General features: G+C 51.3%; 17 protein-coding genes and 2 tRNA genes. 14 read left to right on the top strand and 5 right to left on the bottom strand.

Translation table 11 applies throughout. The annotated features are described in order from the left end of the window. Window positions 1-20: 20 nt before the first annotated feature. From thrC to VKV29_RS08220, 3 genes are read left to right on the top strand one after another with little or no spacing between them, the layout of a single operon-like run. The gene (thrC, locus tag VKV29_RS08230) at window positions 21-1076 is read left to right on the top strand and encodes a threonine synthase (RefSeq protein WP_324200825.1); all 1056 of its coding nucleotides are present in this window, start codon (window positions 21-23) and stop codon (window positions 1074-1076) included. A gap of 2 nt (window positions 1077-1078) precedes the next feature. Then, on the top strand, window positions 1079-2044 hold the full coding sequence (locus VKV29_RS08225) for a hypothetical protein (protein WP_324200824.1): 966 nt from the start codon (window positions 1079-1081) through the stop codon (window positions 2042-2044). After that, window positions 2041-4440: a response regulator gene (locus tag VKV29_RS08220; RefSeq protein WP_324200823.1), complete on the top strand. Its 2400-nt coding sequence runs from the start codon at window positions 2041-2043 to the stop codon at window positions 4438-4440. The genes VKV29_RS08225 and VKV29_RS08220 overlap by 4 nt, the downstream gene beginning before the upstream one ends. A 3-nt stretch (window positions 4441-4443) precedes the next feature. Here the strand turns inward: VKV29_RS08220 and VKV29_RS08215 are convergent, their stop codons facing one another. Next, the gene (locus VKV29_RS08215; RefSeq protein ID WP_324200822.1) at window positions 4444-5418 is read right to left on the bottom strand and encodes an ornithine cyclodeaminase family protein; all 975 of its coding nucleotides are present in this window, start codon (window positions 5416-5418) and stop codon (window positions 4444-4446) included. A 118-nt stretch (window positions 5419-5536) separates the two neighbouring features. On the opposite strand from VKV29_RS08215, the gene VKV29_RS08210 reads away from it, so the two are divergent. Together VKV29_RS08210 and VKV29_RS08205 are read left to right on the top strand one after the other, a co-directional pair. Continuing rightward, window positions 5537-5609 (top strand) — tRNA-Arg (locus VKV29_RS08210). 35 nt (window positions 5610-5644) lie between these two features. Beyond that, window positions 5645-5730 (top strand) — tRNA-Ser (locus VKV29_RS08205). 41 nt (window positions 5731-5771) lie between these two features. On the opposite strand, the gene VKV29_RS08200 is transcribed toward VKV29_RS08205, so the two are convergent. Further along, window positions 5772-6392, bottom strand: a complete 621-nt coding sequence (locus VKV29_RS08200) for a hypothetical protein (RefSeq protein WP_324200821.1) — start codon at window positions 6390-6392, stop codon at window positions 5772-5774. A 269-nt stretch (window positions 6393-6661) separates the two neighbouring features. On the opposite strand from VKV29_RS08200, the gene VKV29_RS08195 reads away from it, so the two are divergent. The 3 genes from VKV29_RS08195 (at window position 6662) to VKV29_RS08185 (ending at window position 8953) form a co-directional block, all read left to right on the top strand. Continuing rightward, complete coding sequence (locus VKV29_RS08195; RefSeq protein WP_324200820.1) at window positions 6662-7678, top strand: RluA family pseudouridine synthase; 1017 nt, start codon at window positions 6662-6664, stop codon at window positions 7676-7678. After that, complete coding sequence (gene rsmG / locus VKV29_RS08190) at window positions 7675-8352, top strand: 16S rRNA (guanine(527)-N(7))-methyltransferase RsmG (RefSeq protein WP_324200819.1); 678 nt, start codon at window positions 7675-7677, stop codon at window positions 8350-8352. The genes VKV29_RS08195 and rsmG overlap by 4 nt, the downstream gene beginning before the upstream one ends. Window positions 8353-8428: 76 nt before the next feature. Beyond that, the gene (locus tag VKV29_RS08185; RefSeq protein WP_324200818.1) at window positions 8429-8953 is read left to right on the top strand and encodes a hypothetical protein; all 525 of its coding nucleotides are present in this window, start codon (window positions 8429-8431) and stop codon (window positions 8951-8953) included. Window positions 8954-8970: 17 nt separating this feature from the next. On the opposite strand, the gene VKV29_RS08180 is transcribed toward VKV29_RS08185, so the two are convergent. After that, entirely contained in the window at window positions 8971-9279 is a 309-nt protein-coding gene (locus VKV29_RS08180; protein WP_324200817.1) for a hypothetical protein, read from the bottom strand. 212 nt (window positions 9280-9491) lie between these two features. Here VKV29_RS08180 and VKV29_RS08175 point away from each other — a divergent pair, with 212 nt between their 5' ends. The 5 genes from VKV29_RS08175 (at window position 9492) to ftsY (ending at window position 15795) form a co-directional block, all read left to right on the top strand. Further along, window positions 9492-11972, top strand: coding sequence for an extracellular solute-binding protein (locus VKV29_RS08175; RefSeq protein WP_324200816.1), 2481 nt, complete (start codon window positions 9492-9494; stop codon window positions 11970-11972). After that, a complete protein-coding gene (locus tag VKV29_RS08170) occupies window positions 11969-12982 on the top strand; it encodes a tyrosine-type recombinase/integrase (protein ID WP_324200815.1) in 1014 nt (337 codons plus the stop codon). Before VKV29_RS08175 ends, VKV29_RS08170 begins: the two co-directional genes overlap by 4 nt. A gap of 45 nt (window positions 12983-13027) precedes the next feature. Continuing rightward, window positions 13028-13519, top strand: coding sequence for a helix-turn-helix domain-containing protein (locus tag VKV29_RS08165; RefSeq protein WP_324200814.1), 492 nt, complete (start codon window positions 13028-13030; stop codon window positions 13517-13519). Between the two features lie 413 nt (window positions 13520-13932). Then, on the top strand, window positions 13933-14853 hold the full coding sequence (locus VKV29_RS08160) for a carbohydrate ABC transporter permease (RefSeq protein WP_324200813.1): 921 nt from the start codon (window positions 13933-13935) through the stop codon (window positions 14851-14853). Window positions 14854-14898: 45 nt separating this feature from the next. Continuing rightward, window positions 14899-15795 (top strand): signal recognition particle-docking protein FtsY, encoded by an 897-nt coding sequence (ftsY, locus tag VKV29_RS08155; protein WP_324200812.1) that lies wholly within the window; start codon window positions 14899-14901, stop codon window positions 15793-15795. A 128-nt stretch (window positions 15796-15923) separates the two neighbouring features. Here the strand turns inward: ftsY and VKV29_RS08150 are convergent, their stop codons facing one another. Together VKV29_RS08150 and VKV29_RS08145 are read right to left on the bottom strand one after the other, a co-directional pair. Then, entirely contained in the window at window positions 15924-16307 is a 384-nt protein-coding gene (locus VKV29_RS08150; protein ID WP_324200811.1) for a Rid family detoxifying hydrolase, read from the bottom strand. Between the two features lie 60 nt (window positions 16308-16367). Next, window positions 16368-17117, bottom strand: coding sequence for an MTAP family purine nucleoside phosphorylase (locus tag VKV29_RS08145; RefSeq protein ID WP_324200810.1), 750 nt, complete (start codon window positions 17115-17117; stop codon window positions 16368-16370). Between the two features lie 90 nt (window positions 17118-17207). Between VKV29_RS08145 and VKV29_RS08140 the strand changes: the two genes are divergently transcribed. Next, window positions 17208-19433 carry a YfhO family protein gene (locus VKV29_RS08140; protein ID WP_324200809.1) on the top strand — a complete coding sequence of 742 codons (2226 nt, stop codon included), beginning with the start codon at window positions 17208-17210 and terminating at the stop codon, window positions 19431-19433. Window positions 19434-19642: the final 209 nt, after the last annotated feature.

Genomic DNA, 19642 nt, shown 5'->3' with positions numbered 1-19642 from the left:
TAGGTAAGAAAGGCGCCATTTTGTACTCAGGAGTAATCGCACGCTATAGAGAGTGGTTGCCGGTAACTGCAGCCACTCCTATTGTGACGTTGCTGGAGGGGAACACGCCTCTGGTTCCTCTGCCACGGCTCGCTGCGGCCATAAGTCCTCATATCACTCTCTACGCCAAATGTGAAGGTCTCAATCCAACAGGCTCTTTCAAAGATCGTGGCATGACGATGGCAGTGAGCAAGGCCCTGGAGGCAGGGCAGAGTATTGTGATGTGTGCTTCGACCGGCAATACTTCCGCCTCCGCAGCAGCCTATGCAGCTCATGCTGGGCTTGGTTGTGCCGTACTGATTCCTGGTGGCAAGATCGCACTGGGCAAGCTCTCTCAAGCTCTGATGCATGGAGCCAAAGTGTTGGCGGTAGACGGCAATTTCGACGAGGCTCTTGCGCTTGTCCGTTCGATTTGTGCAGAATATCCCATTGCGCTCGTCAACTCGGTTAATCCACATCGTTTGCAAGGGCAGAAGACCGTTGCTTTTGAGATTGTAGACGCCTTAGGGGATGCCCCGGACTATCATGCTATGCCGGTAGGCAATGCCGGCAATATTACCGCAGCGTGGATGGGATATTGCGAGTATCATCGTGCGGGGCGATGTAAGAGACTGCCCAAAATGCTTGGTTTTCAGGCAGCTGGGGCTGCCCCATTGGTTGTGGGTAAACCGATTGCAAATCCGGAGACGGTGGCAACAGCCATTCGAATTGGGAACCCTGCAAGCTGGAAGGGTGCTATTGCTGCCAAGGAGGAGTCGGGTGGTGTAATCGAGGCCGTGACAGACGATGAGATTTTGGAGGCTTATCGCCTATTACCCACTCTAGAAGGCATTTTCGCCGAACCTGCAAGTGTCGCCCCCATAGCGGGGCTTAAGAAACTGGCTGCGCGCGGATTTTTCGGTGAGCCGGCTACCGTTGTAGTGACCCTAACCGGTCATGGCTTAAAGGACCCTGATACGGCCATGCATCTTTCCTCCGAGCAGATTGTTTGCATCCCGCCCAAACGGGAGGCGGTATTACAGGCTTTAGGTGTCTAGACATGAGCGATAAAGTTCGCGAAACCGTTCCCAATTTCAACTATTTGAAGATGGCCCTGCTGCTCCATCATGTGCCTTATATTGGCGCGAAGCAGCTTGATAGCGTTCTCAACCGCCTTATCGTGAAGCCGGTAACACCGGGAGAATTTCTGAATTTTTCTGCTGTTGAACTGAGGGAACGCTTCGGTCTGACTTCTCGCGCCATCGCGTATCTCCTTTCCCATAAGGGGTCACTGATTGAGAAGGCCGAGATCCTCGCACGTGTTGTTCGATTTTACAATCTGCACTGTGTGACACGCGCACAACTAACCTATCCTGCTCGATTGGAGACCTACGACCCCTCTCCACCGCCTATTCTCTACGGGTTAGGAAACTATAAGCTTTTAGACAACTCTTCAAAGAGCTTTACGTTTACTGTCTTGGTTTCGAACGGTGCGTGTGAAGAGACCTGTGCGCTGCTTGAAAGGATCGCCTCGGAACTCATTGGCTGTAAAGGCGTTCCGGTGACAGGTCATGATAGGCTTCCTTATCAAAGGCTCGCTTTGACAGCACAGCGCAGCGGTCACCCCGTGATCTATCTTCTTGATCGTGGGCTTCGTGAGGCTATGGGGGAGCATTTTGATCAGGCCCTCTTTTCTGCTGCCCGCATTCACTCTGTAGAATTCTGTGGTGATCGTGACCTTGTACTCTCCCCATTTCGGTTGGATGACCACTGTTTAGGGCAGCACAACCGTCGCCGTGATCGGCTGATTATCGCTCTCTCCGACGTTGTTATCGCGCTCGATGTACGCGAAAATGGGGTTTTGTATCAGGAATGTTTGCCGGCGATTCGGCGTGGGCAGTGCGTTTGCGTTGCGGAGACAGGCAGAGAGGGTAACCGCCTGCTTCTTAATGCGGGCGCTAAGCTAATACCGCCTGATTTTCGCTCGTGGCTGCAAGCTAGGTTTGAACAGGTAGGCGAACTATGACGGACACAGAGTTTGATAACCATGCCAACACTTATAGGTATGAGGGGATATCCGCTGTTGCGGGTGTGCCGCTCGAGCCCGATGAGCTGCGTAAAGTCGTACGTAAAACGGTGGAGGATGCCGCAAAAGCCCTTGAATGCAGCCATATGGTGGCTCTGTCGCATGTGCCGGGAGAGCAGCGCGTTTGTGGAGTGTTGGCGGTAGGTTATACCGACGAGAATTTTCGGCTATGGGGGGTTCCATTAGACGAGGCCGGAGCTATTGCCACGGTTATCAGAACGGGGGAACATCAGCTTATAGAGGACTCGAAGTTGTTGCCGGCACCGTTGTCGGAACGCTTCTGCGATAGAATTCTGATCGTGCCCTTGCTGTTTGAGAAGCATATCTTGGCAGTTCTAGTAGGTCAGGTAGAACCAAGTGCAGAGGTTGAAACACCGGAATGGCGCAAGCGGGTACGTGCGGTCTCGCAACGAGTAGGGCTGTTTGTAGAACTACAGCGCCTCGCAAACGCCTACCAGGAAGAGATACAGCGACGCCAGTATTTGCGTGACGTGATTGCGGCCATTCTTGAGGAGCGATCTCTACCGGATATTGGCCAGATGCTTTTGGAGATGGTAGCAAGTCGGTTTCGTGTGGAGATGGTGGGGTTGTTCTTGAAGGAGGGAGACGAGATCAAACCGGTAGCCTTGCGAAACATCTCTGCAGAGTTTGGAAGAGATATAGCCCGTATTGCGAGTAAAAGCGTTAGGCCACGAGCTTTCGCCTCTACGATGCCGATCTATCGAACGGTGAACGATCGTTCCTTTGTAACCCCTGAGATGCAACAACGCCTGGTGCAGGAAGGGATTCGTGCAGTTTGGATGGCAATGTTACAGCTGCACGATCAGATCAGTGGCGCACTGGTGATCTATTTGAGGGATGAGCGCGTGTTTGCCCCGGCGGATACTGCGGCTTTTCAGGCGTTGGCCGATATCGCTACTTTGGGAATTGCGATGTCGAGGCTACTTGAAGAGCAGCGAAGATATGCTACCTTTCAAGAGCGGGCAAGGTTAGGTAGAGAGATGCATGATACGGTGGCCCGATCGCTGGGTGCTTTGGTTTTGACGTTGGAAACGGCACAGAGTTTTTTGCAGCAAGAGAATGTCGCTGAGACCGAGAAGCTTTTGAGCGCTGCTCTCGAACTAACACGCGGAGCGCTATCAGACACACGGCGTGCTATTGAAGCTCTTTCACCTCCCGAACTTGAGACAATGACACCTGCACAAGTGATCGCCCAAGAACTGCAAGGGCTAGAACGCGCCGGCATACTAACACAGTTTGTGATCTCTGGCAACGAAAGATCGTTATCAAGAGATCAAAGCCTTGCACTCTTGAGAATCGCACAAGAGGCTCTCAACAATGCCTTGCGTCATTCTCAGGCGAGCCGTGTGCGTGTCGGATTGCTCTATGAGCCGGAAGCTGTGACCTTGAGAATTGAAGACGATGGTGTTGGCTTTGACACTGCACAGCCGATGGCACCAAACCGACAGGGCGGCTATGGGCTTTTCGGTATGAAGGAAAGGGCACGCGCGCTAGGGGGGGAGTTGGAGATTGAGAGCACTCCGGGGTGGGGTACGCGGATAGCCGTTCGACTGCCCTATGAAACGCCGTCGGATTTGCCGACGAGTCAGGTACAACCAGAGAGAACAGCTAGCGCCAGTGTACCGGCACTGCCTAAGAAACAAGAGGTTGTGGTTGAGAGTTTGCCTTCGGAGAAACCATCTCAGAGCATCCGTCTACTTATTGTAGATGATCATCCCTTAACAAGGCAGGGAATGCGTGCGGTGCTTGAGCAGACAGGGCCTTTTCTTGTAGTGGGTGAGGCAGGAGATGTAGATGAGGCCGTTGAACGGGCAAGGCAACTTCATCCTGATGTCATTTTGCTTGATCTACAGATGCCTGGAGGAGGAGGCATAGCTGCGCTTGAGCGGATCGTAAGTTTGGAACCACCTCCTACGGCACTTTTAATCGCGAGCGTTCCCACCGAAGACTCGGTAGCAACGGCACTACGTTTAGGTGCTCGAGGATTTCTCCTAAAGGATGCCACCCCATCGGAACTTGTATCCTCCATTGAGGCTGCACATCGGGGTGAAGTGGTGTTATCGCCTGGAGTAAGCGCCTGGCTTACCGAGTTAAAAGCCCATCGGCGTGAGAGTGGAGGGGATTTTGAACTCAATGAAAGAGAACTGGAAGTTCTACGTTTGGTTGCCAAAGGAGCGAGAAACAAGGAGATAGCCCAAGAGCTTTTCATTGCACCAAAAACTGTGGAACATCATCTATCAAATATCTATTCGAAACTTGGCGCTTCTAACCGAACGGAGGCCGTTAGATTGGCTATTGAGAAGGGGCTTATTTAGGGCTTAAGGCAATGGCTCTATCCAAAAGGGTCGCTCCTCACCGATGCCTTGGTGAAGCGCTTTTTTATAGACATGTGTGGCCACTGCAACATCCTCTAGCGCAACGCCAAGCGATTTGAAGAGGGTGATTTGTTCTGGCTTTGTGCGGCCGGGATGCTGCCGATTAACAATTTGTGCCAGCTCAACAGCCTGTTCCCATCGGAAATAACCTCTCTCAAATGCCGGTAAGAGATCGCCGGCTTCGAGGCGTGCCTGCTCGATGGAGTCTACGACGATAAGGTCGGATCGGCGTATGGTCTCTATATCCAACTCTTGACGGATGAGCATGTTGCTGCCGACTGCATTGATATGGGTACCTGGCCGCAGCCATGCGCCTTGAAGCACAGGGCTTATGGAGTTGGTTGCCGTGATGATTACGTTACTATTGCGCACAACCTCTTCTGGAGATTCCGCTGGGCGTATATCTTGACGCAGGAGTGTACTCATCTTATTGCAAAAAGCCTCACGACGTTCGGGGGTACGACTATAAACGAGCACTTGTTGTACCGTGCAGGCTGTGCAAACAGCTTCGATCTGGGTTTCCGCCTGCCAACCGGCGCCAAATAGGCCAACACGTAGTGGATCGGCATGGTTGGCGAGGAGTTTTGTTGCGATGCCCGAGGCGGCCCCGGTGCGCACCTGGCCAAGTTTATCGGCCTCTATAACGGCTAGCAGGTCGCCATTTTGCGATGAGTAGAGCAGGAACAGAAATCGGGTGCGAGGGGAGAAGGAAGTGTAAAGTTTGACCCCAAACGTTTCCGTTTGCAGATCAGCCGCCGGCATTATGTGATAGATGCCCTTGGGCATGATGAGGCGGCGGCGTGGCTGTTGAAGCGCCTCCCCGGTAGCGATATGCCGAAAGGCCTCTTCAACTACCTGGAGAGCCTCCGGCATGGTAAGCAGGTTAGACACCTGTTTTTCAGAAAGAAAAAGAGTCATTTCATTCTCTCCACAGTAGCCCCTAGATCATCATTGTATCCTAAATTCGGAGGTGGCGTATGAAAAGGCCAGACGTTGACAGAATCGGCCTAGTTATGAGAAAATGAGAATCGAATCTGCCGTCGTAGCTCAGTGGATAGAGCGCCTCCGTCCTAAGGAGGGCGTCGGGGGTTCGATTCCCTCCGACGGCGTATCCGCTCTCTTACGAGACGGCTAGATATGCTTTGGAGAGATGTCCGAGTGGTTTAAGGTGCGGCTCTCGAAAAGCCGTGGGCCTAAACAGCCCCGTGGGTTCGAATCCCACTCTCTCCGTTGGTTAACCGCTAAATTAGCCGTGTGGGAACGGCGCCTGCTCAAGGTTTGGGCAGGCGCCGTCTGATTAAATTCAATAGGTAACCTCCACGTTTTGCAATAGTGAGACTGATTCGGGAAGGAAGCTGATGTGGAGCATGGAGCACCCAAACCGTTTCCCACACGTTTCCTCCCCAAAGCAGAGAAGGCGCTCTTGCAAGCCGAAGAGAGGCACCTTGGGGAACAAGATGTAACGTCTGGAGGATGTTGGCGCTTGCGAAAGCCGCCTGGGCTTGGGTTTTTACGGTAACAGGCAGGGTTGTGTCCTGTACCGCCTGATAGTTTTCACGGTTGAAGTAGGTTAGATTGTTAGAGTGGGCGTCGAATATCATTTGAACGGGGCCGGAGGGAGTGATACCCGTGGTTTCCCATATGTCGTAGGGTTGGCTTCGAGGGCCGGCCCAGTAGTATTTGGAGTGGTAGGTGGGTTGCGTTAGCGCGGTGCAGTGTAGGAAACTTTCCGAGCAGATTTCATCGGCCTGTTGTATGATCGTGGCGGCTCCATTGGAAGCATGAATTTGTTTGGGCGAGTGGCCAGGAACGAGCAGGAGAAGAAGCCACACTCCCAAAACGGTTCCGAGAGCGACGTAGGTGGTCGCATATTTTTCGATACTTTTGCCCATGAGGTGTCTTTATCCTTTCCTTATAGGTTATGGTCATAATTGCCGTCCACCTCATTGTGACTGGGCGAAGCACGAACTCGACTCAATTTTTGAATGCGTTGACCCAGTACGCGAACTCGTGCATCTATATACTATAACAGGTAAATTTTGAAATAAGTTTCATGTTAAGTCATCTCCTGTCATTATCTTAGACGCCAAGAACGGGCGAATGTTGCAGGATGGCTTCTTTCTGGGGTATGTTTCGCTCAGTGGGGGTCGGGAGGAAGACTTTGGAAACGCGAGTGTTTACTATTACGAAAGAGGCGGAGGGTGAACGGCTTGATAGGTTCATTGTGCGGGTAATGCCGCAGACTTCCCGTTCCTTGGCCGCTCGCTGGATTGAACAGACTTCGGAAGGGTGGGGAGGTGTTTGGGTTAACGACAAGACTTCGCGCCCTAGTTATCGTTTGAGAATAGGGGATGAAGTAGTGGTTCAGATACCGCCTTCGGAGCCTACCACGATCCTACCGGAGGCGATCCCGTTAACGATTCTTTATGAGGATGAAGAGCTACTCGTGATCAATAAAGCCCAAGGAATGGTGGTGCATCCAGCTCCCGGCACTCCTCACGGCACCCTCGTTAATGCGGTATTGGCTCACACCGATGAGCTTTCTGATGCCGGTGGAGACGAGCGCCCCGGAATCGTACATCGTCTTGACAAAGATACCAGTGGTCTGCTTGTGGTTGCAAAAACCGATCAGGCCCTTCGCCACCTGCAAGCACAGTTACAAACTAGACAGATGGAGAGGCGCTACCTTGCAGTGGTTTGGGGAACTCCAAAATTTGACGAAGCCATTGTTGATGCGCCCATAGGAAGGCATCCTGTGGATCGTAAGAAGATGGCTGTCATTGAGGATGCACGGCACAAGGCGCGTGAGGCGAAGACCGAGCTAAAGGTGTTGCGGCGTTTTGGCTCGCTATTTACCCTCCTCGAAGCGAAGTTACAGACGGGAAGAACCCACCAAATTCGGGTTCACTGCGCCTATATTCACCATCCTGTTGTGGGTGATCCGGTATATGGGGGAGAGCGGAACTTACCTCAGAAGGAGGTTGCTTTTGATATACGCAAGAGACTAGAGGGTCTGTTAGAGAGGCTGCCAGGTCAAGCTCTGCACGCCTATTCATTGGCGTTTGTGCACCCTGTCACAGGAGAACCATTGTGTTTTCATGCCGATCCGCCGGAGCCTATGCAAGCGTTAATCTCGGCCCTAGAAGAGATATTTGTGAATATCGGCGAGGCCAAATGATGATGACATTGGAGCAGCATGAGCGACTGCTAGAGGGAGCTAGACAATTGGGGATATCTCTAGATGAGAGACAATGTGAGCAGTTTGCTACTTTTGGGTCTCTTCTTTATGAAGCTAATAGATTCATAAATCTGACACGTATACCTGAAGATCGGATGATCGAACTCCATTTTTTGGATTCTCTTGCTGTTGCTAAGGTTGTGCATTTCGCTCTAGGCACGAGGGTGCTTGATGTAGGAACGGGGGCCGGATTTCCTGGCATTCCTCTGGCCATTGCCTTTCCGCGTGTCCATTTCGCGCTGATAGATGGAACGCGCAAGAAGGTCGAGTTCGTGTGCAGGGTCATCAAAACCCTTGATCTCCAAAATGTGGTCGCGTTTCACGTCAGGGCTGAAGATTTTGCTAAGATAGGTACCAACCTCAATGCATACGACTTTGCCGTTGCCAGAGCGGTTGCCCCTCTTGAGCGACTACTTCCGTGGCTTCTCCCATTTGTAAAGTCGGGCGGCTACGCAGTCGCCTATAAAGGCGTGGAGGTGGATGCAGAGTTGGATAGGGCGGGAGGGATGGTCAAGGCATTCAGCGGCTCTTTAGACAGAGTGGTCACCGTTACATTGCCGTTTATTGGTATCGAAAGGAAGTTCGTGCTGGTGCGAAAGCAGAGCAGCTCGTAGGCAGGAATGCAGCTACGCTGTGCGGAAACAAATAAAAGTAGGTACTTTCCACAGAGTTCTGAACTCGGAGGTAAAAATGCATAAAAGGCGACTGACACTGTTTATTTCAATGGCCATTGGCCTTGGCTGGCTTTTCACTCTAGCAGGGCATCGAGCGGCTCTCGCTCGAGCAGAACACTTCGGGATGCTACTAACGGTATCTTCGGGTGGGCAGAGCGTCCAAGCTTTTGCCGACGAAACGCCACCGGAAGGAGGCCTCAACAAGCGGCCGGTACTCACCGTAATGGCGGGTAGTGAGCTACAAGTTCACTGGCGTATGGAGTGTGAGTATCCGCACGGTGTGCTTAAAGATGTAGGTGTTCACTTTTTTGTGGTACGTGAGCAGAAGGTTGGCCAGAAGCCGGTGCCCGATCCGAGCGGATCGGCTGGGGTCGTTGATAACAGTTTCACTATGGATTTTAAGCCCCATACCGTGGCCACCGGCATGATTCGTTTCCGGATCACAGACCCCGGCACCTATCTAGTTCGCATTCAGAGCGAAAATACCTATCAGATAGCCGGCCATGAGCACTTTTCTGCTGTTGACCTTGTGGTGCAGTAGCCTATATCTAGGTGTCGTTATACTGCGGGGTCTGTATACTCACCACGTTGCTGCGCACGCATCTCCTTCAAGATGCTATTCCCTGCCAAGATAAACAGAATCGCAGAGGGAATCAGCTTGATAGGGAGGAGTAATGGCTCAAGGAAGCCTGGGAAAAAGGGAATAAGCCGCCCGAGAGGCAGCGCCCATAGCAGAAGTAGCCAGAAGCCCCATCCGAGGTAGCGGAACGCTTTCTGAGCGTTTCTGCCACGGCATCTGCTGGATACCCACTGCGCTCCGATGCCAAGCAAAATGGGCAGTACCCACAGAAGAAAGAAGCTAAGCATAGAGAGTCTCCTTCAGCAAGACGAACTTATGAGTGGCCGTCAAACATGATGTGCCGCCAATCATTTATATACTACTACGCAAGGAACAAGTTTAGGTTGCAGCATTTTAAGGGGGTATCCTCTCATGAGGGAGGTATGGCTTCTTTGGGTTGGAGCGTTTGGCCGGATTAGCGGGTAATCTGAAACAGAGCTGTTTTGGAGAGGAAAAACAGATGGATCATTGGCAACTGAGGATATCGAAAATAATCTGCACCGTTATGGTTATTGTTGCCCTATGTTCTCTGGAGGGGTGTTTTGCACCTGAAGTTCCACCCGGCAAGATCAAATTAGTAGTCTGGGGCATGCAGCTCGGCGAGGAGACGGCAGGACTAGAGGCGCGCATCGCCGCATTTGAAAAAATGCACCCAAACATTGTTGTAAGCGTGCTGGGTATGGGGGCCGGAAACATGGATCCTCAGAAACTAATGACCTCTATTGTTGGCAATGTGCCTCCGGATGTTATCCACCAAGACCGGTTTACCATAGGGGATTGGGCTTCGAGAGATACCTTTCTTCCTTTGGATAATCTCATTGCTCGGGATAGAAATAAACCTTTTGGGGTTCGGCCACAAGATTACTACCCGGCCTGTTGGCGAGAAGCGACCTATACAAACCCCAAGACCGGGGAGAAACATGTGTTCGCCATACCGGACTCTACAGATGATAGGGCTTTATTTTACAACAAAGCGCTGTTTCGTGAGGCTGGAATTGTAGACTCGAAAGGGAATCCCAAGCCACCACGCACTTGGGATGAACTTCTACAAGATGCTATTAAGCTCACAAAGTATAATCCCGACGGTACGATCAATCGTATCGGATTTATTCCAAACTACGGGAACTCTTGGCTCTACCTGTACGCCTGGCAGAACGATGGCGAGTTTATGTCGCCTGATGGTAAACGTTGTACGATGAACGCCAAACCCAATGTTGAGGCGTTGGCTTACATGGTGAAAGTCTACGATGCATTAGGCGGTATTGATAAAATCAGCGCATTCCAATCGGGATTTCAGCCCAACGAACTTGATCCTTTTCTGACTGGCAAGGTGGCTATGAAGATAGACGGTTCGTGGGTGCCGGCCTCTATTGCCCGATACAAACCTGATCTTGATTTCGGCGTTGCCCCCGCCCCGGTACCGGCAGACCGGTACTATCATCGGGGTCGTTTTGCGCATGACAAGGACACCTTTGTGACTTGGGCCGGGGGATTCTCTTATGCCATCCCTCGAGGGGCACGCCACATTGAGGCCGCGTGGGAGTTCATTAAATGGATGACAAGCCCGCAGGCAGCTTTAATTGATGCAGAAGCTACCAAAGAGTACGATGCCTCCAAAGGGCGTCCCTTTGTACCGAGTTTGTCGGCGAATCGGGTGACGAATCAGGTGGTATTTGCTAAATATGGGCCTAAAGACCCAAAATTTAAAAAGGCCATGGAGCTGTTTATCTCTATGATGGACCATGCGCGGTTTCGCCCGGTAACCTTTGTGGGGCAAAGGCTGTGGGACGAACAGGTGAGAGCGATGGATGTTGCCACGCATCACCAAAAGTCCCCACAAGCGGCTCTAGATGAAGCAACGCGCGTTGTGCAACATGAGCTTGACAAAGTTTTTGAAGAGGATACCTATCCCCGAATTCCGGCCTCGGTGCCTATCGCCTTAAGCGTTATAACCGGATGCATTGTATTTGGCCTCGCCTTGTGGCGGGTGTTCCAGATTCGACGTATGCGGCAACTAGGAAGAGTGGAGGCAATTGCGGGATATGTTTTCATCGCACCTTGGCTACTGGGTTTTTTGATATTTACAGCCGGACCCATGATCGCGTCACTCTACTTTAGCTTTTGCGATTACGATGTGCTTCATCCGGCGCGATGGGTCGGTTTGCATAACTATGCCGAGATGTTTGGGCGTGACGATGGGTACTACCTGCGTGTTTCCCTTTTTAATGCGATGTATGTGGCTTTTATCGGCATCCCTTTGGGAATCGTCACGAGTCTCGCGGTTGCCATGCTTCTCAACGCTAAGGTAAAGGGTATGAGCTTTTATCGAACGGCCTTTTACTTGCCATCCATTGTACCGGTAGTCGCTAGTGCTGTTTTGTGGATATGGCTTCTCAATGGTGACCCGAATCGAGGGCTCATTGATGCGGCCTGGAAGGCGACGCTCGATAGGTGGTTTGGTTTGGCACCTCCCGGATGGTTAGCCGATGCCGCATGGTCGAAACCGGCGCTTATTCTGCAAGGATTATGGGGAGCAGGGTCGGGTATGATCCTTTGGCTGGCCGGTCTGCAAGGGATTCCACAGCATCTCTATGAGGCTGCTGAGATTGATGGTGCGGGCTGGTGGGCGAAGTTCCGTAATGTTACTGTTCCCATGCTTTCACCTTACATTTTCTTCAACGTGATCATGGGCATCATAGGCACGCTACAACAGTTTGATAGCGTCTATGTGCTTTCTGGCGGCGACTTAAGTCAACCTGCCGGCCCTTTGGACAGTCTCCTCATGCCCGTGCTTTACCTGTTCAAGAACGCATTTCAGTACTTCAAGATGGGTTTTGCCTCTGCGTTAGCATGGTTTCTGTTCGTCATCATCCTTTTGCTCACACTCATCCAGTTAAAGCTAGCACCTAAATGGGTGTATTACGAGGCAGAGAAGCGATGAACCCACGAGCGGAACCTGCCCTGAACGAAACAGACAATACCGATTCCGTGCAGCAGGGGCTGCCTGCACAATATGACCTCGTTGGGTTGCTTCTGGCCGACCGCAGAAGCGAAAACACTCGTCGTGCCTATGCTGCCGATCTTAAAGACTTCTTTCGATTTAGCTTTCAATCCCTGCCATCGCCGGAGTGTGTACGGCAGTTTTTGAGCCTACCGGCTTCTGAGATGACTTTGTTGTTGTTCCGTTACAAGGCCTATCTAATGGAACAGGGGCTGGCAGAAGCTACCATAAATCGGAGATTGGCGGCAGTAAAAAGTTTGGTGCGCTTTGCAAGACGTTTAGGCTTGACAGATGTGGTTTTAGAGGGGCGCGTTGTTGGCGAGCGTGTAAGACCCTATCGTGACACCACCGGTGTAGATGGTGCTTTGGCACGTGAACTGGTGAATTCTATTGATACCACGACCCTCGTAGGGAAGCGTGACCTCGTTTTGCTGTTACTCCTCTTAGAGAACGCCTTGCGCCGAGCTGAAATTGTAGCCTTGCGCGTTGGCGACTTTGAGGCAGAGACCGGAACGCTCTCCATAACGGGTAAGGGACGTGGGACTCAAAAGGAGACCATTCGCCTTTCTCCGCGCTTGCAGGAGGCTCTGCGGGATTATCTCAGTGCTAGTGGGCACGCAGATAGTATCTCTTCGCCCTTAATTGTCAGTTTAAGCAACTGTCATCGGGGGCAAGCTCTTACAGCCGATGGCGTTTACAAGATCGTACGCGCACGGGCGAAAGCCTGCGGGATAGCAAAGCCTATTAGCCCTCATCGTTTACGGCACACGGCCATCACTTTAGCTCTTGATCTTTCACAGGGGGACATACGCCGAGTTCAACGTCTTTCGCGACATGCGCGTTTAGAGACGCTGCGCATTTACGACGATAATCGGCAAGATTTACAGGGAGAGATAAGCGAGACACTTTCGAGGTATTTATCTGAGCGCCCATCATCGAATTCTGTATAATACTCATTATCAAGCCTAAAACGAGACCGCTTCAAGGACACTCAAATGCCTTCCGCCGATCAAAATACGAGTCATGTCTCTCATGGAGTGACGATTGCTGAGGCCGCTCGACGGCTTGGTGTATCCGAACGTACAATCTATCGGTACGTCAAAAATGGCAAATTAAAGACAGACAATATGTCAGAAAAAATACGAGTACTTCTACCTGAAACAGCAAAGGTTGATGACGATGTGTCTGATAATATCAGTCAAATATCTGAAAAAATTAGACAATACGACGAACAGTTCGATCGTGTGGTTACCCTGCTGAATCGCCTTCTGCATGAGCAAGAACGGCTTCAACTTGAGATGGATAGAATCTACATTCTGCTTAGAGATACCCTTCAGTCCAACGAAAGGCTTCAACAAGCCCTCATAGATTTGCTGAAGGCCAAGGAGCGAGAGGACATGCCTGGACAATCGGATGAACCTAGTAACGAGGGGCGCGGGTTGCCGTGGTTATTGGGGCGAATTCTCAAACATGACAGAAAGAGTTGAGGGGAGTGGAGATGCACAGTTCTGCATTGGCACCGATTTGGGTTGTATTAGCCGTTTTGGGCGCAGCTGTGTTTGTGGGAGCATGGATTCCTCTTCTGTTGGGCGCTCTTCATGCGCGCGCAAGGTCTGTTGCGCTTATATTAGGCTGTCTGCTGCCACTCTGGGTGTTGATAATAGCCGCACTACCGTTTACGCCTGTATGGAAGACGCTCATGAGTTCGGTTCCTTGCCTTGCTGTCGAGTGGGGGATATACCGATTTTTTGTGCGACGTACTTTCCCCTGGCAGAGCTTAAAGTATATGAGGGAATCGGCTCGTCAGACGATCCTCCATATGATTCTCATTGCCGGTTCGATACTTTTTTTGATTCCGTTTGCATGGCTCGTTTCCACCTCGTTGAAAGACGATTCTCAGATGAGTCGATTTCCGCCGGTTTGGATACCCACGCAGCAGGATAGGGTGCGTCTGCATGGGGTGGAGTATCCGGTGTATTGGGTGGAATATCATGGCAACAGGCTTCGTGTGGCGGCACTAGGCGATGTTACCCATGGGGTGCGGCTTGTCGAAGTCATTTCTAAAGGAGTTGATCAGGGGCAGCGGTTATGGGTTCCAAGCACAGCGATGCATGAAGTGCAGCATTTTGCGCCGAAATGGCAGAACTACTCGGATGCGCTACGCTTTCTTCCGCCTGAAACGCATTATGGATTGGTTTTCCTGATCAATACGGTTGAGATCACGGTGCTGTCTATTTTGGGGGCCTTATTTTCTGCCTCGACGGTTGCTTATGGCTTTGCCCGTTTGAGGTTCCCTGGCCGTGACTCTCTCTTCATGCTGGTGCTTGCAACGATGATGTTGCCATCGGCGGTCACCATGATGCCGGTCTTCCTCATTTTCCGCTGGCTCGGCTGGATAGATACTCTTAAGCCGTTATGGGTGCCGGCCTTTTTTGGTTCGGCATTCTATATTTTCATGCTGCGCCAGTTCTTTCTTGGCATTCCAAGTGAATTGGAAGATGCAGCGAAGATAGATGGCTGTTCGTTCTACATGATCTATTGGCGCATTATGCTGCCCCAGATTAAACCTGCCCTAGCCGCCGTCACTATTATGACTTTCATGGGGGCTTGGAACGATTTCCGCGGGCCGCTGATCTACATCAGCTCTCCTGCCCACGAAACGCTAGCCTACGCTCTGCAGCTTTTTCAGAATGCGCATGGGGGTGAGCCGGGGATGATGATGGCGGCCTCTACGATGGTTATGCTTCCGGTCTTAGTGCTCTTCTTCTTCACACAACGTTACTTTATTGAGGGGGTCACGCTTACGGGCATCAAGGGGTGAAGATCGGCTATAATGGCAGTGAAAGTTTTAGGGAGAAGGGGTGAGATGCCTTTTCAGCTATTCCAAAAAATACGAAACACCATCGAGCAAGTTGTAGCGGGGGGGAGAAAGGTTGATGAGGAGCTATATGAGGAGCTTGAGGCTACCCTCATTCAGGCTGACATCAATGTGCAGACAACGCAGCGTCTGATAAGTGCCCTTCGGCGTGCGGTTGAAGAAGAGGGTATCCGCTCGATTCAGCAGGCAGTAGAGACTTTGAAACGGGAGATGATCGCCGTATTGGAGGGTGGTGATCCATCCAACATTCGCCTTAAGGAGTCTCCTTCTCTACCCACTCTCTATCTTATAGTTGGGGTGAATGGGGTAGGGAAGACGACCACAATTGCAAAGATGGCGCATATGTTACAGAGCCGTGGGAAAAGCGTGATACTAGCAGCAGGAGATACCTTTCGAGCGGCTGCAATTGACCAGCTGGCGGTGTGGGCGCAGCGAACGGGAACCGATATGGTACGACACCGTGAGGGAGCCGATCCTTCTGCTGTTATTTACGACGCGATTCGCGCGGCTCGTGCAAGAGGAACGGACTATGTTATCGCGGATACAGCGGGGCGTTTGCACACGAGGGTGAACTTGATGGAGGAGTTACGTAAAATCTATCGTATTGCTGAAAGGGAGTTGGAGCGGGCGCCGGATGAGGTGCTCCTAGTCCTTGATGCGACGACGGGTCAGAATGCGATAAGCCAAGCGAAGTTGTTTCTAAAGTTTATCCCGATTACAGGGATCGTATTGACGAAGCTAGATGGGACGGCGCGGGGAGGCATTGTACTAAGCATTGCCGACGATTTAAAGTTGCCGATAAAGCTGGTAGGGACGGGGGAACGTGTTGAGGCGTTAGAGGAGTTTAACGCTCGTAGTTTTGTAGACAGGTTGTTGGGGGAATAGGGCAGTAGCGGCGCCGAAGGCGCCGCGCGCGATTTTTTGAAGCCCTATAGGGCTTCAAAAAATCATATTTAACATTATCGGACATTTTGGCGCCTCACCGCATCGCAACCTCCGTTTGCTAATCTCCTTCAAGCGGGAATCACCGCGATAGCTTCGATCTCAACATCCACATCTAGCGGTAGACGAGCTGCCTGGATGCAGGTTCGAGCAGGCTTTACCAGTCCGAAATACTCGGCATATACTTTGTTGAGTCTGTCGAAATTATCCATGTCTTTCAGGAAGACGGTTACTTTCACACAGTGTTCTAAACCCGTGCCCGCTTCAGCCAAAACTTGTTGCACATTTTCGATGCATTGACGCACGGCTCGCTCGAAGTCATCGCGCACCACTTGATGTGTGGTGGGATCGAGGGGTACTTGCCCTGACACAAAAACTAGGTTTCCTACACGTATACCTGGAGTATAGGGTGCCGTCGGCAGTCTCGACCCTGTATACACCGGAATCTTCTCCATGACCACCTCCATAGAGCATCACTGTCATCAGGATACCCGCTAAATTATCCTTCGTTGAAGTTATTCCTGAACACATAGGAAATGCGCCGCTTGAAATAGCACTTCCCGAATCGTCGGGAGATGCTCCTGCATTATTTTAGAAACAGCCTCATGTTCAATAGATTCTAGACTAAGGCCTGCTGCATAGTTCGTCACAAAGCATAAGGAGCCATATTCAAGGCCAGCCTCGCGCGCGAATATCGCCTCCTGCACGCCTGTCATCCCGACAACGTCGCCTCCCACAAGCGCAAACATGCGCACCTCTGCGGGTGTTTCGAAACGTGGGCCATCTACACCAACATAGACCCCTCGCGATACAATAGGGACATCTAGCTCCTCTGCGGCACGCATGATAGCATTCCGAATGACCTGACTGTACGGCTGGGAAAAATCGGTATGTCGCCATTCTGAACCGACAAAGTAGGTTAACGTTCTCCTACGGGTAAAGTCTATGAAATCATGCGGAATGAGGAGGGTTCCAGGGGGGAGATCGCTTCGCAAGCTGCCAACCGCATTGGTTGCCAAAATTTTTTTTACGCCCAATTTAACCAAGGCCTCCATATTCGCACGGTAATCTATTTGATGCGGTGCCAGATGATGCATGTGTCCGTGACGAGGAAGAAAGTAGAGGGCCTGCGGCTCAACGTAATTGTCAGCAATGCTTATTACTTTCACTTCGGCATTGGGTAAGTGCACCGACACAGTCTCGCCAAAAAATTCTGGCGGTAGATTCTCGAATCCCGTGCCTCCTATGATGGCCAGATTGTTCATGTACGATCTCTCCTTACCCAATGGGCGATGTTGACGTATTGTTCAGATGCGTGCTAAACTCCCTGCATCACGTCAGTGCTATACTGGATAATGTCCTTCAACGTTCCTTCAGAAAGCAGCAATCGGTGGTTCTCTCGGTACAGTAGAATACCTCAGTACTTCCGCGAATCGGCAATTTTCCTTATCTTACTCGCTTACACTTTGCTGCTTTATCGCGAATTTCTTGAAGGTAAAGCTCTCTATTGGGGGGATATTCTCTACTATTTCCAACCCATGGCCCATTTTGCTGCTAGGGAGATACGGCAGGGGCGTGTGCCTCTTTGGAACCCCTTCTTGTTGTGTGGACAACCCTATTCCGGCAACCCGCAGATAGGCTTACTCTATCCTTTTTCCTTCCTGTTGCTCTGGCTCTCACCGTGGAAATACATTACGGTGGCCGTTCTGATTCACACATATCTTGCTGCTCTATTTTTCTATGGCTTCCTGAAGTTGCGAACGCAATGCAGCTCTGCTGCCCTCATCGGTGCGACCGTCTTTATCGGAAGTGGGGCTTTCTTAGGAAAAGCACAATTTCCGCCGATGCTCTTTAGTCTGTCCTACCTTCCGGGAGTGTTCTACAGCGTTGAGAGACTACTCCAGATGCGTACGCCCGCGAGCGTACTCCAACTCACCGCCGTCGTTGGACTATTAGTCCTCGCCGCCCATCCCCAAGTAACCTATCTCACATTTCTCTTGCTTGGAGCTTACCTCCCCTTTCGCCTTCATGAACTTAAACGCACTTCCGGGAAGGGGATAATAGCGGCATGCGGAAATCGAATGGCTTTCTGCGGCTGTATTGCAGGAATCGTTGGAGGAATACTCCTAAGTAGTTGCCAACTGCTGCCTGTTCTGCAACTGGCTCTCGATAGCTCACGCGAGCACCTTACACCTTGGCAAGCAAATCGTTTTGTGCTTCATCCCCTTGGGCTTCTCGCCTTGCTGTTCCCTCATTTCTTCGGAAGCCCGGCCGATGCCGACTACTGGGGGGCGGGGAACGCCTGGGAAGTTGCTGTTTTTATCGGGTGGATTCCATTGCTCTTCATCGGGTATGCCCTAGTGTTCTGGAAACGATCTCCAGATGTCCGCTTCTGGCTAGGAGCACTGCTTCTCACGCTATGGATGAGCTTCGGGATTATGGGCGGTCTTTTTTGGGTCGCCTTCTATACATTACCGGGTATCTCCCTCTTTCACGATCCTGCCCGTTTCTTGATTATTTTCCACTTCGCAGCTTGTTTCTTAACCGCATACGGCTACAACGCCTATATAAACCGGCAATCCAAGTCGGCGAAGACGTACATAACTTGCTTTTTTGTGATACTTACCGCCCTTCCTCTCGTATACTACTCAACAGATTGGTTACCTATGGTCTCTCCAGATCGTCTGGCACGCATACATACAATGGTTCCGCTATCGGTCACTTCTCGCATTTATACGCCAGAACACGCTACCTACTGGAACCGTTTCGTAACCGAAGGCTATGCGGACTATGGTGAGAGGGCTAGGCCATTTCTACAGCTACAACTAGGTACCCTTCTTCCTAACCTAAATATGAATGCAAATCTGCCATCGGCTTCCGCCTATGAACCTGTTCCCGTTGCCACAGCAGCGCGCGTTGACGGAATGGTACGTGTTGCACTTTCCTTGGGTGAGCCTAACGCCATCCGTTTGACATCGTTAATGGACGTCTCTACTCTACTGCTGCCACGTATATATCATCTTTCGGATCCATGGCTTAGCGAGACTTATGATACGTACGGGCCACTAAGAGTCTATCGAAATGAATACCCACACGCACCGGTTTGGACTGTCAAACAGCTCCTCATTGCCGGCAACCTTATGCGACAGGAGGCGATCATGGCTTCACCGCATTTCAATCCGATCGAGCAGGCCGTATTAAAAAAGTTTCCTTCACAATGGGCTTGTAACTGCCAGATAAGCGCAAAGCCGGTTATGGCCAAAGCTGTATGGACCTCGCCCGATGTTCTGTTGATCTCAGTACAAACGACGCACCCCGCCTTCGTTGTCTGCTCTGTAACCGCCCAACCCGGGTGGCACGCCATAGAAAATGGGCATTACGTACCCCTCTATTCTGCTGATATGGCGTTTATGGGATTCCTGCTCGGGCCAGGGACACATCACGTACGTCTTATCTACTATCCATCCGCTTTCGCCATTGGAATCTATTTGTCTCTGCTGACTCTATCGGCATTGATCGGCATAGCCATCTCTCAATGCAGTCGGAAATGGAGGTGCACTCTTCGTGCGGTTCGGAGCTGATCGTTCCAATAAGCCTCTATTCTGCATCTTTGCACTGATGACTCTTGGGCTTATGGTTTTCTTTCGTGTCTACGCCTTATCCAGCGATGCCTATCCTCGCCTTTCCTGGAGCAGCGCCCTCCTCACCGACGAAGGCTTCTACCTCCATAATGCCAGAAACCTCCTCCTCTTCCACCATACCACCACCGATGACTTCAATAACGACCTCA

It is taken from the genome of Chthonomonas sp. (genome assembly GCF_035294165.1).
Lineage (GTDB): Bacteria > Armatimonadota > Chthonomonadetes > Chthonomonadales > Chthonomonadaceae > Chthonomonas.
This window is presented reverse-complemented; position numbering and strand designations above follow the sequence as displayed.

Excerpts from the sequence above, each read along its gene's own strand:
- VKV29_RS08150 (WP_324200811.1), bottom strand. The coding sequence starts at position 16,307 with ATGGAGAAGATTCCGGTGTATACAGGGTCGAGACTGCCGACGGCACCC.
- VKV29_RS08175 (WP_324200816.1), top strand. The coding sequence starts at position 9,492 with ATGGATCATTGGCAACTGAGGATATCGAAAATAATCTGCACCGTTATG.
- VKV29_RS08170 (WP_324200815.1), top strand. The coding sequence starts at position 11,969 with ATGAACCCACGAGCGGAACCTGCCCTGAACGAAACAGACAATACCGAT.
- VKV29_RS08220 (WP_324200823.1), top strand. The coding sequence starts at position 2,041 with ATGACGGACACAGAGTTTGATAACCATGCCAACACTTATAGGTATGAG.
- VKV29_RS08225 (WP_324200824.1), top strand. The coding sequence starts at position 1,079 with ATGAGCGATAAAGTTCGCGAAACCGTTCCCAATTTCAACTATTTGAAG.
- VKV29_RS08165 (WP_324200814.1), top strand. The coding sequence starts at position 13,028 with ATGCCTTCCGCCGATCAAAATACGAGTCATGTCTCTCATGGAGTGACG.
- VKV29_RS08140 (WP_324200809.1), top strand. The coding sequence starts at position 17,208 with ATGTCCTTCAACGTTCCTTCAGAAAGCAGCAATCGGTGGTTCTCTCGG.
- VKV29_RS08145 (WP_324200810.1), bottom strand. The coding sequence starts at position 17,117 with ATGAACAATCTGGCCATCATAGGAGGCACGGGATTCGAGAATCTACCG.
- rsmG (WP_324200819.1), top strand. The coding sequence starts at position 7,675 with ATGATGATGACATTGGAGCAGCATGAGCGACTGCTAGAGGGAGCTAGA.
- VKV29_RS08180 (WP_324200817.1), bottom strand. The coding sequence starts at position 9,279 with ATGCTTAGCTTCTTTCTTCTGTGGGTACTGCCCATTTTGCTTGGCATC.
- VKV29_RS08185 (WP_324200818.1), top strand. The coding sequence starts at position 8,429 with ATGCATAAAAGGCGACTGACACTGTTTATTTCAATGGCCATTGGCCTT.
- VKV29_RS08160 (WP_324200813.1), top strand. The coding sequence starts at position 13,933 with ATGAGTCGATTTCCGCCGGTTTGGATACCCACGCAGCAGGATAGGGTG.
- ftsY (WP_324200812.1), top strand. The coding sequence starts at position 14,899 with ATGCCTTTTCAGCTATTCCAAAAAATACGAAACACCATCGAGCAAGTT.
- VKV29_RS08200 (WP_324200821.1), bottom strand. The coding sequence starts at position 6,392 with ATGGGCAAAAGTATCGAAAAATATGCGACCACCTACGTCGCTCTCGGA.
- VKV29_RS08215 (WP_324200822.1), bottom strand. The coding sequence starts at position 5,418 with ATGACTCTTTTTCTTTCTGAAAAACAGGTGTCTAACCTGCTTACCATG.